This is a genomic window from Flavobacterium ginsengisoli, from assembly GCF_029625315.1.
Taxonomy (GTDB): Bacteria; Bacteroidota; Bacteroidia; order Flavobacteriales; family Flavobacteriaceae; genus Flavobacterium; species Flavobacterium ginsengisoli.
In genome coordinates, this window is the sequence record NZ_CP121110.1 from 2,155,779 (window position 1) to 2,170,990 (window position 15,212).

The 15,212-nt window shown below is 29.8% G+C and carries 18 protein-coding genes and 1 pseudogene; 17 read left to right on the top strand and 2 right to left on the bottom strand.

Annotated features, from left to right (window positions below):
- Nucleotides 1-170: 170 nt before the first annotated feature.
- The 11 genes from P5P87_RS10125 (at nt 171) to P5P87_RS10175 (ending at nt 6,797) form a co-directional block, all read left to right on the top strand.
- Complete coding sequence (locus P5P87_RS10125) at nt 171-722, top strand: hypothetical protein (protein WP_278022446.1); 552 nt, start codon at nt 171-173, stop codon at nt 720-722.
- Nucleotides 723-757: 35 nt separating this feature from the next.
- Entirely contained in the window at nt 758-1,225 is a 468-nt protein-coding gene (locus P5P87_RS10130; RefSeq protein ID WP_278022447.1) for a DUF1572 domain-containing protein, read from the top strand.
- 21 nt (nt 1,226-1,246) lie between these two features.
- Nucleotides 1,247-1,396, top strand: a complete 150-nt coding sequence (locus tag P5P87_RS10135) for a hypothetical protein (protein ID WP_278022448.1) — start codon at nt 1,247-1,249, stop codon at nt 1,394-1,396.
- A complete protein-coding gene (locus P5P87_RS10140; protein WP_278022449.1) occupies nt 1,371-1,736 on the top strand; it encodes a YegJ family protein in 366 nt (121 codons plus the stop codon). The genes P5P87_RS10135 and P5P87_RS10140 overlap by 26 nt, the downstream gene beginning before the upstream one ends.
- 53 nt (nt 1,737-1,789) lie before the next feature.
- Entirely contained in the window at nt 1,790-2,497 is a 708-nt protein-coding gene (locus P5P87_RS10145; RefSeq protein WP_278022450.1) for a M949_RS01915 family surface polysaccharide biosynthesis protein, read from the top strand.
- A gap of 80 nt (nt 2,498-2,577) precedes the next feature.
- The gene (locus P5P87_RS10150; protein WP_278022451.1) at nt 2,578-2,943 is read left to right on the top strand and encodes a hypothetical protein; all 366 of its coding nucleotides are present in this window, start codon (nt 2,578-2,580) and stop codon (nt 2,941-2,943) included.
- Between the two features lie 186 nt (nt 2,944-3,129).
- Nucleotides 3,130-4,317 carry a hypothetical protein gene (locus tag P5P87_RS10155; protein WP_278022452.1) on the top strand — a complete coding sequence of 396 codons (1,188 nt, stop codon included), beginning with the start codon at nt 3,130-3,132 and terminating at the stop codon, nt 4,315-4,317.
- Between the two features lie 155 nt (nt 4,318-4,472).
- Nucleotides 4,473-4,799 (top strand): ArsR/SmtB family transcription factor, encoded by a 327-nt coding sequence (locus tag P5P87_RS10160; protein ID WP_198856796.1) that lies wholly within the window; start codon nt 4,473-4,475, stop codon nt 4,797-4,799.
- Entirely contained in the window at nt 4,789-5,286 is a 498-nt protein-coding gene (locus tag P5P87_RS10165; RefSeq protein WP_278022453.1) for an SRPBCC family protein, read from the top strand. Before P5P87_RS10160 ends, P5P87_RS10165 begins: the two co-directional genes overlap by 11 nt.
- A gap of 41 nt (nt 5,287-5,327) precedes the next feature.
- Nucleotides 5,328-5,831, top strand: a complete 504-nt coding sequence (locus P5P87_RS10170) for an SRPBCC family protein (protein WP_278022454.1) — start codon at nt 5,328-5,330, stop codon at nt 5,829-5,831.
- Between the two features lie 96 nt (nt 5,832-5,927).
- Nucleotides 5,928-6,797: an alpha/beta hydrolase gene (locus P5P87_RS10175; RefSeq protein ID WP_278022455.1), complete on the top strand. Its 870-nt coding sequence runs from the start codon at nt 5,928-5,930 to the stop codon at nt 6,795-6,797.
- A gap of 60 nt (nt 6,798-6,857) precedes the next feature.
- On the opposite strand, the pseudogene P5P87_RS10180 reads toward P5P87_RS10175, so the two are convergent.
- Nucleotides 6,858-6,974: pseudogene (locus P5P87_RS10180) on the bottom strand (magnesium chelatase subunit ChlI family protein); the annotation flags it as partial.
- A gap of 58 nt (nt 6,975-7,032) precedes the next feature.
- On the opposite strand from P5P87_RS10180, the gene P5P87_RS10185 reads away from it, so the two are divergent.
- Entirely contained in the window at nt 7,033-8,541 is a 1,509-nt protein-coding gene (locus P5P87_RS10185) for a recombinase family protein (RefSeq protein WP_278022457.1), read from the top strand.
- 3 nt (nt 8,542-8,544) lie between these two features.
- Here the strand turns inward: P5P87_RS10185 and P5P87_RS10190 are convergent, their stop codons facing one another.
- Nucleotides 8,545-8,802, bottom strand: coding sequence for a helix-turn-helix domain-containing protein (locus tag P5P87_RS10190; protein ID WP_278022458.1), 258 nt, complete (start codon nt 8,800-8,802; stop codon nt 8,545-8,547).
- 117 nt (nt 8,803-8,919) lie between these two features.
- Here P5P87_RS10190 and P5P87_RS10195 point away from each other — a divergent pair, with 117 nt between their 5' ends.
- From P5P87_RS10195 to P5P87_RS10215, 5 genes are all read left to right on the top strand, one after another.
- Complete coding sequence (locus P5P87_RS10195; protein ID WP_278022459.1) at nt 8,920-9,378, top strand: hypothetical protein; 459 nt, start codon at nt 8,920-8,922, stop codon at nt 9,376-9,378.
- Nucleotides 9,379-9,762: 384 nt separating this feature from the next.
- Nucleotides 9,763-10,332 (top strand): zinc-binding metallopeptidase, encoded by a 570-nt coding sequence (locus P5P87_RS10200; protein ID WP_278022460.1) that lies wholly within the window; start codon nt 9,763-9,765, stop codon nt 10,330-10,332.
- Between the two features lie 15 nt (nt 10,333-10,347).
- A complete protein-coding gene (locus P5P87_RS10205; protein ID WP_278022461.1) occupies nt 10,348-11,040 on the top strand; it encodes a PD-(D/E)XK nuclease domain-containing protein in 693 nt (230 codons plus the stop codon).
- A gap of 386 nt (nt 11,041-11,426) precedes the next feature.
- Nucleotides 11,427-12,749, top strand: coding sequence for a TRM11 family methyltransferase (locus P5P87_RS10210; protein ID WP_278022462.1), 1,323 nt, complete (start codon nt 11,427-11,429; stop codon nt 12,747-12,749).
- Nucleotides 12,749-15,211, top strand: coding sequence for a sensor histidine kinase (locus P5P87_RS10215; RefSeq protein ID WP_278022463.1), 2,463 nt, complete (start codon nt 12,749-12,751; stop codon nt 15,209-15,211). The genes P5P87_RS10210 and P5P87_RS10215 overlap by 1 nt, the downstream gene beginning before the upstream one ends.
- The last annotated feature ends 1 nt before the right edge of the window (nt 15,212 follow it).

The window sequence follows — 15,212 nt, forward strand, 5'->3', positions numbered from 1 at the left end:
AATCGCTTTTTTGGCTAAAGCCTTTTTTTATATCAATTCCCGTATCTCCAGCTAAAGCTGGAGGCAATTCATAAAATGATTTAATAGCATAACATTCAATAATTCTTAAAGCGATACATTTTCGTACGTAATTTTTTATATTAGCGCTTTAAAATTTATCTAAGCCTAATATGAAAATTAGAACTCTACTCCTTTTGTCTGTACTTACTATTTCTTGTAAAAAAGAAGTAAAAACAGAAACTTCTAAAATTAATCCAAAAGATTCTTTGGAGATAACTGAAAAGAAAGAACCAGAAACACAAAAAGCAGATACGATTGTGTTATCTACAAAACATAAAATCAACAAAATCTTATGTGATCTTGACGGAGATAATTTAGATGAAACTGTAGAAATTTTTAGAAGTACAAAAAACCAAAAAAGCGGTCTTAAAATCACTTACGGAAACGGAAAAAGAACTGATTATTTAGGTTTTGGAAATGATATTTTAAATCAAGGTTTTGACGAAATTGATTGGATTGGAATATTTGAAAAAGCGCCCAAAAATGAGGTTTATTTTGAAAATGTAAATGAAGACGGAGAAATCATTGGCGAAGAACAAGTTGCAGAAGAAGACAAAATAAAACTTCCAAACGACGGAATCTTTATTCACGCCGAAGAAAGTTGCGGAGGCGGCGTTATTTATCTTAAAAATGGAAAATACGAATGGATTCAGCAAGAATAAATTAATCGTAATTTAACTTCTAAACTATTTTGAATATGAAAAGTACAACCGAAATTGCCAATCGTTTTAGAGAAGTCATTTTAAACGGAACTTGGATTGCAAACACCAATTTTAAAGATCAGCTCGAGAATCTAGATTGGAAAATTGCGGTTAGTTCCATAAAGAACTTAAATACAATTGCAGTTCTGGCTCAGCATATTCATTATTACATTAAGGGACTTAATGAGGTTTTTAAAGGTGGAACTTTGGATATAAAAGACAAATTTAGTTTTGATTTTCCGCCAATTCATTCGCAAGAACAATGGAATGTTTTTTTAAATAGATTCTGGAATGATGCCGAAGAATTTGCTTCACTAATAGAACAAATGCCCGATAAAAAACTCGATGATGTTTTTGTAGATGCCAAATACGGAACTTATAAAAGAAATATCGAAGCTATGATTGAACATAGCTATTATCATTTAGGACAGATCGTCTTAATAAAAAAACAAATAACAAACTAAAAATCAAACAGTAGCATAATAATGAAAAGCTATATTTTAATACTAACAAGTCTTTTTTGTTTAGCAAGTTGCAAAGATTCTAATAAAATAGAAAGAGAAGGCGAACCAACAATTTACAACGTAGAAAGTGAAGATCCGGAAATGAATGCTTGCAATTTTGGAAGCAAATGAAACTCTAGATGAATTCAATAAAGGATTGTCTAATTTTAATGCCGATAGCCATTCTTTAAAAGTTAAGTTTTCTAATTCAAAAGGCATAGAACATATGTGGATTGGGGAAATTAAGTATATAGACGGAAATTATTCTGGAATTTTAAACAGTGATCCCGAATACATTACAGAATATAAAGCAGGCGACAAAATCGATATTGAAACTTCTAAAATTAGTGACTGGATGTATCTTATAAACGGCAAACTATATGGAGGCTACACCATTCGTGTTTTAAGAGACCGAATGAGTGAAGAAGAACGAAAAGTATTTGACGAAGAAAGCGGTATGCTGATAGATTAATTTTTCTTTAAATAAAAAAACAACTCAACTATTAAATTGTATAAATGCGTTTCATGAAAAAAATTACAATCTTTTTATTAGCTATCGTTCTTTTTTCAAGTTGTAAATCAGATAAAAAAGAGGAAATTACAACTTCTGCGCCAACTGAGAAATCAACAGAAGAATCTTTTGTTTTAACTGTTGAAAAAATCGATTCAACTCAATTTCCTAAATCAATAAAATATGAAGGTCATATTAAAAATGCGGTTCGTTGGAAAGATAAATCAGGAGATAATATTGTAATTACTACTGAAACAGGTTACCACATCAATAAAAAGTTTGTACACGAAACAGATGGTTCTGATGCCGAATTATTTGCCTACCATTATATCATTTCAGGAAATCAAGCTAAGCAAACTTGGCGAGTTTACGATTTCATTTCAGATTGTCCTGTCGATCTTGTTGCTTCGTTTGTTAAAGACACATTTCAAGTTACAGATTTAAACAACAACGGAATTGTTGAAGTCTGGCTTATGTATAAAACCGTTTGCCACGGAGATGTTAGTCCGTCTGAGATGAAAATTATTATGTACGAAGGAAACACAAAATATGCAATGCGCGGCGAGAATAAGGTTCAAATAGGAGTTGCAGATAATGGCGAAAAGCAATTTGAAGGTGGCGAATTCAAGTTTGATGAAAACTTTAAAAAAGGTCAAAAAGTCTTTAAGGAGTTTGCTCAGAAATTATGGAATGATAACTTAATCGAAACATGGGAAGATTAAAATAATTAAACTTAACGTTAGTTTTTTATTCTTGAAATAGAAAATACTTAAATTTATTCATCAATTCTAAAAAACTAAAAATGAGTAAATTATTTTTTTGCATCGCATTTTTACTTGCATTATCTACATCTGCCCAAACTTCTAAAGAACTTATTGGAAAATGGCAATTGGTAAAATGGACTAAAAACGGAAAAGAAAAAAATATTCAAGAGCGTTTTAAAACAGATCAGATTTTTCAGGTTTTTAAAGAAAATGGCGATTTCGAAAGCGTTATTGGAGAAGAATCACACAAAGCCAAATGGAAATTATCTGATGACAATTCGCACTTGACTATTATTTCTGTTATCCTGCCGGTTGAGTTTACTATAAACTCTTTTGACAGTCAAAAACGTGTTATAACCAATACGCAAGTTGGTACTTTTGAGTATAAAAAGGTAAGCGAATAAATTAGCATTTATTTTCTTATTCCTTATAAAGATCAAAACATCTAATCTAATCCCGATGGAAGAGATAGCATGCATCGGGACAGATGTTTATTTTGAAAACAGCATTTCTGCTCCTTAAATAAATTAGAAAAAGGCATAGTTGTTGAAAGTTAAATAAAATATATTTGCAACTTCAAAAAACACACTATGCAAAAAATTACTTTTCTAGTTTCTATATTGTTTTTAGCCCTTTCTTCTTGTGGGGTAAAAACAACACAATCAATGCTTAGCGATGGAAATTACGACGGCGCAATTGATCGCGCTGTTGAGGCGCTTCGCACCAAAAAAGATTCTAAAGGAAAACAAGATTATGTTTATTTGCTTGAGGAAGCTTTTGCAAAAGCCAAAGATCGCGATTTGCGTAATTTGGAAATGCTTAATAAAGAAAATAATCCTGCAAATGCCGAGCGTATCTACAACACTTATATACAGCTCAATAATCGTCAGGAAAAAATCAGGCCGATTTTGCCTTTGCCTTTATTGAAATTGGGACGAAATGCAAATTTTCCGTTTGATAATTATTCGAATGAGATTGTAAACAGTAAAAATGCACTTTCTAAATATTTATATGAAAACGCTTCTACGCTTTTGAAATCGAATAATAAATTAGATTTTAGAAAAGCATACGACGATTTTGCTTATTTGGAAAGCATTAATCCTGGTTATAAAAACACTAAAAAACTGATGGATGACGCTCAGTTTAAAGGAACTGATTTTGTGGATGTTTACGCTAAAAACGAAACCAATATGGTAATCCCGAAAATGCTTCAAGACGATTTGTTAGATTTTAAAACTTACGGATTGAATGATAAATGGACGGTTTATCATAGCGCAAGACAAAAAAATGTGTCGTACGATTATAGCTTGATTCTTAGTTTCAGACAGATTGCAATTTCTCCAGAACAAATCAAAGAGAAAGAGTTTGTGAAAGAAAGACAAGTTAAAGATGGCGTAAAAACACTTTTAGACAGCCGCGGAAGACCAGTAAAAGATAGTTTAGGTAAAGAAATTAAAGTGGATAATTATAAAACACTTCGCGCAACAGTTTACGAATTCAGACAGTTTAAATCTTGTCTGGTAACGGCAAAAGTAGATTATGTAGACTTAAAAAGCAATCAGCTGGTTCAGACTTTCCCGATAAGCGGCGAATATGTTTTCGAAAATATTTACTCTACTTATAAAGGAAATAGAGGTGCTTGTGAAGATAATTATCTGTCGTATTTTGACAAACGTGCCGTTCCGTTTCCGAATAACGAACAAATGGTTTATGATACAGGTGAAGACCTGAAAGCCAAGCTAAAAGACATCATTGTAAAGAATAAAATTAGACGATAATTATATAACACGAGTATAAAGAAAAAGACGCATTTTTGATGCGTCTTTTTTTGTTTAGGTTCTTTCATTGAAAAAAAAAATCATATTTTTTAATTGTGCAACCAAAAAGTTGCATATATTTGCAACTGATTAGTTGCGAATTTATATTCAGAAAAATGAAAAGAGATATTTTTCAAGCTATTGCCGATCCAACAAGAAGAGCAATATTAGTTTTGATTTCTTCTACTGCATTAACACCAAATGCTATTGCAGAGCAGTTTCAAACTACAAGACAGGCGGTTTCTAAACACATTAAAATACTAAATGAATGTGATTTATTGGAAGAAAAAAAATTGGGTAGAGAAATTTATTATCAGCTCAAAATTGAAAAAATGAAAGAAGTTGATGAATGGCTAGAGCAGTTTAAAGCAATTTGGGAACAGCGTTTTAGCCAATTGGATCAAGTATTACTAAACTTAAAAGCTAAAGAAAATGAAAACTGATTTATTAATGAATTTTTCTGTAGACAAGGAAAATAAAACTGTAAATGTAAAACGTGAATTTAATGCTTCATTGCCGCAAGTATGGTCGGCTTGGACAGAACCTGAAATTTTAGATTTATGGTGGGCGCCGGCTCCTTTTGTATCTAAAACCAAAACAATGGAGTTTAAAGAAGGCGGAAAAAGATTATATGCCATGGTTGGTCCAGACGGTACAGAACGTTGGAGTTATTTTGAGTATTCTTCTATTTCTCCGAAAACTAACTTTAAACATTCTGCTACTTTTTCTGATGCAGAAGGAAATCCGAATTCAGAATTTGCTAGTTCGTATTGGGATATCACTTTTTCTGAACAAAACGGTTCTACAATTGTTGACATCGCCATTAGACGTGACAGTTTTGAAGAATTGCAAAAAATAATTGAAATGGGCTTTAGAGAAGGTTTTACTTCGGCAATGCAAGGTTTGGACAAAATCTTAGCAGAAAAATAAACCAATCTAATTAACGATTTACAACTTAAAATCTAAAGAAAATGAAATCAAATCTTTTAATGAATTTTACTGTAGACAAAGAAAATAAAACTGTAAATGTAAAACGTGAATTTAATGCTTCATTGCCGCAAGTATGGTCGGCTTGGACAGAACCTCAAATTCTAGATTTGTGGTGGGCGCCAGCTCCGTGGAAATCACGAACAAAAAGCATGAATTTTGAAGAAGGCGGACGACGATTGTATGCAATGGTTGGCCCTGAAGGTGAAGAACATTGGGCTATTGCCGATTATACTTCAATAAATCCGAAGACAAACGTAAAATGGCTAGATGCTTTTTGCGATAGCGAAGGCAACTTAAACGAAGAATTTCCGCGTTCTGACTGGGACGTTACTTTCTCTGAAAAAGATGGTTCTACTTTTGTTGATGTCGTAATCAAGCACGAAAAATTATCCGATCTAGAAATGATTATTCAAATGGGATTCAAAGAAGGTTTTACCATTGCTATGGAAGGTTTGGATGCTATTTTTGCAGAAAAAGCAAAATAATTCTCCAATTACATATAAAAGGCCAAAACAAAAGAAGAATTTACTGATATTAAAATTGTATTTTCGTTTTACATAAACATTTTTACTTTACTATCAATGAACAAATTTTTTGCCTTGGCCTTTTTACTTTTTTCTTCGACTTTAGCATTCAGCCAAAAGAATAAAACAAAAACCATAGAAACTTCAAAGCCTTTTGTACTTGGCGTAATTGACGAAATTCAATCAAAAGAATTAAACGAAAAAAGAATTCTCAATATTTATCTTCCCGAAGGCTATAATCCTGTTGAAGCAACAAAATACCCTGTAATTTATTTATTGGACGGTTCTGCCGATGAAGATTTTATTCATATTTCTGGATTAGTTCAGTTTAATAGTTTTGAATGGATTAATCAGGTTCCAAAATCAATTGTTGTAGGAATTGCAACTGTTGACAGAAGACGCGATTTTACTTTTCCTACTACTGTTGAAAATGATAAAACCCGTTTTCCTACAACAGGACATTCTGATCAGTTTATTGCTTTTATCGAAAAAGAATTACAGCCTTTTATTGAAAAAAAATACAAAACAAATGATTCTAAAACCATTATTGGCCAATCTCTTGGCGGGTTGTTAGGAACTGAAATCCTGCTTAAAAAACCAACTCTTTTTAATAAATACGTTATTATAAGTCCGAGCTTATGGTGGAATAATGGTTCTTTGTTAGATTTGGATTCTGAAATGCTGAAAGAAAATTTTAAACAGCCAACCGAAATTTATGTTGCTGTTGGAAAAGAAGGATTGGCTCCAACAGCAATTCCGCATGTTATGGAAGTTGATGCTAATTTACTGGCAGAAAAACTAAAAGGATCTAAAAGCAAAAATGTAAAAACTTACTTCGATTATTTCCCAGAAGAAAATCATGGTTCAATTCTGCATACAGCAGTTTTTAATTCTTTCAAATTCTTTTATCCTAAAAACAAGGAATAATATTTTTTTGTAAAATGTGAAATGTAAAACTTGTCATTTCACATTTTACATACAACAATTCTATCCAAGCCATCCTTCTCTATCCAAACTTCTATATTGAATAGCTTCGGCAATATGAGACGAAACAATATTTTCGGAATAATCTAAATCGGCGATTGTTCTTGAAACTTTAATTATCATTAATAATATATAGTTCATTTGATTTTTTATATTTTTACACAAAAAAAATATCATAATGGAAGCAGTCGCATATCTCAGAGTAAGTACACAAGAGCAATCATTAGAAAGACAATATGAAGACATTAAAGAATTTGCTTCTAAAAAGAATTTAGCGTTAGTAAAAATATTTGAGGATAAAATCAGTGCCACCAAAACAAAAACTGATGAAAGAGTAGGTTTTAATGAGATGAAAAAATATCTCCAAATGAATGAAGGCGTTCAAAATATTTTAGTATTGGAAATTTCTAGGCTTGGGAGAAAAAACAATGATATTCAAAATGTTGTAGAGGAATACATACAAAAAGGAATTAATATTCACATTAAAGATCTAAATATATCAACTCTTGACGATAATGGTAAAAGATCTTTCGCATCTGAAATGATGATTTCTTTACTGGGAGTAATGTCTTCAAATGAAACAAGAATATTAGGATCGAGAATAAGTTCAGGAAAAATGTCACGAGCTAGAAAAAACTTAGCCTTTGGTGGAAAAATTATTGGCTATAAGAAGGGTGAAGATGGAACTCCTATGATTAACGAAGCAGAAGCGCCAATGATTGAAAAGATATTTGAACTTGCTTCAAAAGACCTTGGAATGCGTAATATTTCTGCATTAATTGAATCAGAATTTGGTTGGAAAATCGCTATTGGCACTTTAAGTGGCATAATAAGAAACAGCTTTCACAAGGGAGAAAGAAAATATATTGATTTAGAACTTTCTGTTCCCGCAATTGTATCAAAAGAATTATGGCAAAAGGCAAATGATTCCATTAACAACAGAAATAAATTTGCAAGCAGAACAAACGTAAACCCCAATATCGTTCAAGGCAAAATCAAATGTGCATGTGGTAATGTAATGCATCAAAAAGTTATTCCTCAAGGAAGAATCGATTGTTTTATCTGCAAGGACGAAAAATGTAAAAATTCAATTAATAGACCTTGGTTATTTAGAATGATACGCAGAATTGTTGAAAGACATGCAGAAAAAACAAAAGACGAAAAAGTTCGTGAAAACTTCAAATTACAAATCTCATCGAATAAAGTCAAAATCGATTTAAACAATAAAGAAATTGAAAGACTTGAGAATAGGTTGAGGAGAGCAAGAGATCTTTATATTGATTTGGAATTAACCAAAGAGGAATACAATGAAACTAAATCCGAAACAAGCGTAAAAATTGAACAATATAATCACATCAATAAAAAATTGAAAGAATCTATACTAAGTTCTGAAAATGCGCTAAAGACAGACATTAAACATTTTAACGAAGACCTAGAACTATTTAAAAATGAGATTAAAGATGTTATAAATTCTGTCATAGTTGATAAAGAAGATGTTGCAATAGATATTTACGGATGGTCGGTATACTACCTTGATAAACCTAATCCAATTAAACTTGGCTGGGAAGCTAGAAAACCATTAAATGAGAGATATATTAATGAAAAACTCCCCTTAAGACATCCTATTAGTAATGATGATTTAGAAATGATGATTAATGACTATATATCAAATAATTTCACAGCTTAAATACTATAATCCAAACTCATAGAGTATTTTTAAATCTATGCCAAGTGCCAAAGAAAGTTTAATGGAAGTAGTTAGAGTTATATTAGTCCGTCCATTTTCAATTCTCGAAATGGTCGTTTTATCAATAAATGGCTTAGAACTCAACTCATTCATTGCAGTTGCTAAATCTAACTGAGTCATGTTTTTCGATTCTCTAATTCTCTTTAAGTTGACTCCGAATTGTTTAACGTAAAAATCGATATTTATTGACTCTTTTGACATAATTGTCAATAATAGTTTATATATTTATCCCTCAGGTAAACATATATGTCAACAATCTTATTGCATAGAATATAAAACCTGCAAATAATTCAATTTAAATAATTTAAAAACAAGGAAATGAAAAAATCATTACTACTATTAATTACATTATTATCCTCTACATTAATTAATGCTCAAATCATTGATAATAAAACATTCCAACCAAAAATGATTACAAAAGTCTCAATTATGGGAGCTACTCTGATTGAAGCCAATTGGTATGACAGTTTCACTTCTTTTACATTTCAAGATGCTAAATATCGAATTTTAGATGTTCAAGCTCAATTTATATTGACTCCTGAAGAAATTGATTCTTTCTATGGCGAGGTTAAAAACCGTTTTAGCAAAGATGAATACGAAGAGAATGAAGGGTTTATCTTTCAAACTAAAGAAGGAACAGCTGTACATGCAAGTTTTAAAAAATCGATGGGGACAAAATCATTGTATATAGCAGTGTCAAAAAATAATGTAATTTCATTAGGAATGTATTTAACCCAAAAACAAACTAAGAAACTATTTAATGACCAATCAAAGTAACAAGTCAAAACCTCTTTAGTCTTCACACAAAAAACCACTTCTAATCGAAGTGTTTTTTTTTTATATTTACTTACTGTTGAAAGTAATACATAAACATATAAATAGATCTCTATAGATTCCTTTCATAATGAAAGATCAAAACTTTACCCTATCTATTTTAAATGGTTCATAAAAGTTATATGACAGATTGTTTATGTAATTTATTACCCAAATGGTCTTAAGTTAACTTAGCAATTAGAATTCTAAACATTGGAACTTAGCTTTTATTTAATTTAAAAATGTTATCTCATTCATATTTAATGTAAAAACTAAGAAGTTTCCTTACATTTGGGATAATATATAATTTGATAAAGAAATTTCTATAATTCTAAATAATGATAAACTATGCAATACCTTTACGATGATACAGACTCCAGTATTAACTTTGCAAATTATATTCAAACTATTAACGCAATTAATTTTGAAAATCACATTGAAGTTATTGCTGATGATATTTATGTTGTCACTCTTCGAGATACTCTAGGCAGATTAGATGGAAGAATAAGCTCAGCAATTAATAATACCTCTGCAATAACTCAGTCATTACGCTTAGAAGGGAGAAATATACACTTGATAGTTATAAACGAGGACTTATGTAATAATATGGACGTTATTTCGATCATTCTTCATGAAATGGGACATATTTTAAATGAATTTGGAACTTTGATTACACCGATGCAAGCTATTCAAGGAAGAATCATAAATTTTAATGAATTGAATAGAGAAATCCGATTAAATAATGAACTTTCGGCAGATTTTTATGCAAAAAAACATGGTTATGGAGATAGTCTTATTGCAAATCTAGCAATGTCTTTAGGCAGAGGATACGATGATGCTGAATTGAGGCTAAGAATCGAGTGTTTACAAAGCGAAAGAGAATTTAACTTGAATCATTTAAGAACACATAATCTTTGATAATTTTAAGATCTCATGGAATTTAATTTTACAGAGTTTAAAAAAAACATTGATGCTGATTTTGACATCGCAACCAAGTGTGTTAATAGAATTCATGATTTACGTTGGGAGAAAAGCTTTGGGGGTTTAAAAGAGCCTTTTTTATTTTTTAATGAAGAAGAAGAGAAGCATGATTTAGATTTGTTAAAATTTCAGATAAAATCTATTGAACTGAAAATTATTTTTGCAATTGATTTCTTAAAACTGGATTATTTAAGGCAAGAATTTAAAAACGATTTAAAAGATGCTGAACTATCAAAATTAATTGATTATTATTCGTATGCAGATATTTTTTATTCGCCTCGAATAAGTCTCCTAACACAATACTTTGAATCCATAGTAAGTGTATTAAATGTTACAGAGACTGAAAAGATAGAAAAGGAATTAATTATACTTGAAAGGATATTAAAAGGTACACCTAAAATTTTACTTGATAATAATGTTGAGCCAAAAAACGAGAGTATCGTTCAAAAATGTTTGTATAATTATTTGATTCATATATTCCCTGATACAGTCAGGGAAATTCCTATTCCTAAAATAGCTAAAACATATAAGCCTGACTTTGGAATCAGGACATTAAAAGTTGCGATTGAATACAAATTTGTCGATTCTGAGAGTGAAGCTAAAAAATTTTGTGGAGAAATATTTGAAGATGTTTTTAGCTTATGAAGGATCTGCTGATTGGAGATTATTTTATGCCGTAATATATATGACAAATTCATACATGACACAAGATCAATTAGAAATGGAGTTTCAAATTTCTAAAATACCTAATAACTGGAAACCTTTAATAGTATATGGAAAAGGTAGTAGATTAAAAAATAAATAATTTACAAGATTTTTGCTAGAAATAAAAAGAATACATTTAATTGTATCAATAATTGATAGTTATATTATGATGATTAATTTAAAAAGGGATTCTTTTGAGAAATAATAAATCTATAAATTCAGGATGTTTATATGATATACATTAATGTATATATAAGGATAATAAATTCATAAAGTCTCTAAAAGTTAACTATTTTTGGCAATAATTAGTGTTTAATTAAATTAAAATGATAATTCAAAATTCTATTGAGGAAACTTTAACTGCAATTGATAAAGAAATTCTGAATGGTGGAAAACATGATAAAAGAGAACTTGCTAGAAAGTTACTTAATTATCCAGCGATGATGGTTCCCTCCGTTCAAGAGTCAATTATTAAGGCGGTTATAAGTTTTTTACCTGTAGATTCATCACTTATAGATCCTTTTATGGGTGCGGCGAATAGTTTGGTCACAGGGATGAAATATGGGTTTAATATTTATGGGCAGGATATTAATCCTTTATCATTATTAATAAGTCAGGTAAAAACGGCTGATTATAATGATCTCAATCTAGAAGATTGTTTAAAAAGGATTATTAATTTATCTAGAGCCGATAGAAATGATTCAGTTGACGTAAATTTTAATAATATAAATAAATGGTTTAAGATTGAAGTACAAATAGAGTTATCAAAGTTGCGAAGAGCTATTCTATCTGAAGAAAATATTGTTGTAAGAAAATTTTTCTGGGTAGCTCTTGCTGAGGTCATTAGAAACTGCAGTAATGACAGGACGTCAACTTTTAAGTTACATAAAAGAACAGAAGAAGATATTCAAAATAGAAAGATATCCCCTATAAATACTTTTCTAAATATTTCTGAAAAAAGCATAATTGATATTTATGATTTTAGAGAGTCATTACTTAAAAATAAATTACTTAAAAATGGTGCTTATATAAAATCCGCAGAGGTGAAATGGGGTAATTCTAAGGAACAAATAAAGACTGATAAAAAGTTTCAATTATTATTGACTTCCCCACCTTATGGTGATAATCACACAACTGTTACATATGGTCAATTCTCTTACCTGCCATTACAATGGATTCCCGTAGTTGAAATTGATGAATCAATAACCATGGATTATTTAAAAGTAATTAATGAGATTGACACGAATAGCTTAGGTGGAAAAAATGTAATTTCATTTCAAGAATTAGAAGATAGATTATTTTCTAAGTCAGAAACTTTAAAAAAATATTTTGACTCACTAATTTTCCCAGATCAAAAGATTAAAGCTAGAAAAGTTTTAAGTTTTGTTAACGACTTAGATATAACAATTGATAATATATTAGAAAAAATGGATATTGATTCATATCAGGTTTGGACAATTGGTAATAGAAGTGTTAATAATCTAGAAGTAAAAAATGATAAGATTTTGACAGAATTGTTAGAAAGTAAAGGCATTCTTTTAATCTCAGATCTAACAAGAGATATTTTAAGTAAAAGAATGCCTGGGAGAAATAACTTTTCAGAAACAATGAATAAAGAAAAGATTCTAATTTTTAAGAAAACTTTTTAATGGAAGAAAATAAATATCATTTTGACGTAACCCCTCATATTGTAAAACAATTAGGGGAACAATTAGTTTCTGATGAAATTACTGCTCTTTTAGAAATTATTAAAAATTCTTATGATGCTGATGCGAGTTATGTATCAATTGAGATAAATACTTCAGGTCAATACACAAAAGAAAATTTAATTTATTCTGATCATAAGGGTTTTATAGTTATTGAAGATGATGGCTGTGGAATGGATGAACAGACAATATTAAAATCATGGTTAACAATATCGTATTCTCAAAAAAGAGGAGTTAACAATCTGAAGGTCAAATCCAAACAAGGGAGAACTCCATTAGGTGAAAAAGGTTTAGGGAGACTTAGTACTCAACGATTGGCAAATATTTGCGAGATATTTACAAGTACAGAAAAAGGTAGCGGTACACATATAGCGTTCGATTGGCGTGATTTTGATGAGGTTGAGAGATTAAGTAGTGTAAAGGTGATTAAAGAGTCTTATACGAGTTCTAAAAGAGGCACTAAACTAATTTTAACAGATATTAATCAACCTCAAGTATGGCAGGGTCAAAATTTAGAGGCATTTAAAGGTAAATTAGCGCAGATAATTTCTCCATATGAAGAGAATAAGCCTTTTGAAGTTTTCATATCTGTAAATAATCAAAATATTGATTTGATAGGGGCTCAAAAAGATCTACAAGATCTAGCCCTTTCTAGATTCGAGTTCGTTTTTACTGGAGATAATTTGATAATTAGTGGAAAAACAAAGCTTGAAAAATTTATTGGAAACAAGAAAGACGATTACATAGATTTTTTAGTAGTCGATAACGGTAACAAATTTTTTAATTATTTAAAAGATAATAAAAAATACAACTTTATAAAAAAATCAAAGGAAGATAATTTTTTTATTGAATTTAGTAGAAATTTTTCGTTTACTAATGACATCCCTAATATAGAAATATTAAATGGTGAAAAAGCTAATCCTGGAAGTTTTGAAGGTAAAATAGACGAATTTACTTACGACAACTGGCTTTCAAGTGATGAACGAGTAATAAATATATTTGGCAAACTTGCTGGATATAGAGAATTTGCGCAAAATCAAGCTGGTATAAAAATCTTTAGAAATGGTTTTGCTGTAATCCCATTTGGAATTGATAAAGAGGATTGGTTACGATTAGGAGATGCACAAACAACGGGGCAATCATATTATCAACTAAGACCAGTAAATGTAATTGGTTATTTTGCTATTGATGAAGGAGAGAATCTTAACTTAAAAGACCAAACTGACCGAAAAGGCTTTATTTCTAATGAATATTCTAGAAACTTTTTTGTGCTATCATTTTTTATTAGAGATGAGATAAATAGATATCAAGAATTTATAAGAAGAGCTTATAATGATTTCTTATCTACTTATAAAGTAGAAAATAGTGGTATTAAAACGGTCACTCAGGCTTTTAATGAATTAAAAATTACAAAAGCTAGAGGTGAGGATATTAGAAAGGAATTTATTGAAAGTAAAGACACAGTTTCAAAATTAATTCCACAATTAAAAAACACGGCAAAAGAAATACAGGAAAACCCTCTTTTTAGCACAGAATTAGAAAAGGAAACTGCATTAAAAGTAGGTGAGCTATTAAATGAACTGCTGAAAATACAATCAACTCAAAATAAGTTAGATGAGGTCATCAAAAAAACTGAAAATTTAAATCAAGTTATTGATATTTTAGAGCCTAAAATAGAACTACTAGAAAATCAGCTAGAAAATTTTTCTGAGTTAGCGAGTTTAGGTCTAACAACAGAATCTGTAAGTCATGAATTTGCATCAATTGCAGATAGATTAAGTGAAAAATCAGCATTTTATTCAAGTAAGCTAAGAAGTAAAAACTTAACAGCTTCTGATATAAATGTCTTAATGGAATACATTAATTCAACTGTTAATGGTTTAAAAATTCAATTGAAACATCTTGATCCTGCTTTAAAATATAATAAGGAGAAAAAAAGTATCTTATCTGTGTCAAAATTATTTGAAGAGGAAAAAGAATATTATCTAAACAGATTTAATAAAAATAATATCGATTTTTCAATAATAACTCTAAATGATTTTTTTATTAAGATAAACAAAGGAAAAATCATTCAAATAATTGATAATCTTTTGAATAATTCTGAGTTTTGGCTTATTGAAAAGAAATTAAATGATAAGAATTTTAAAGCTCAAATACAAATTAGAATAGAGAAGCCATGGATATATATATCCGATAATGGTTATGGAATCGCTCCTGCTGTTGAAAATCAACTTTTTGAACCTTTTGTTACTACTAAGCCAAAAGGAAGAGGAAGAGGATTAGGCTTATTTATCGTTCAGCAATTATTAGACTCTTCAGGATGTTCAATTATATTAGAACCTGAAAAAAATGAATTAAACAGGAAATATATTTTTGCTATTAACTTATCAAATATTGTTGAGTAGA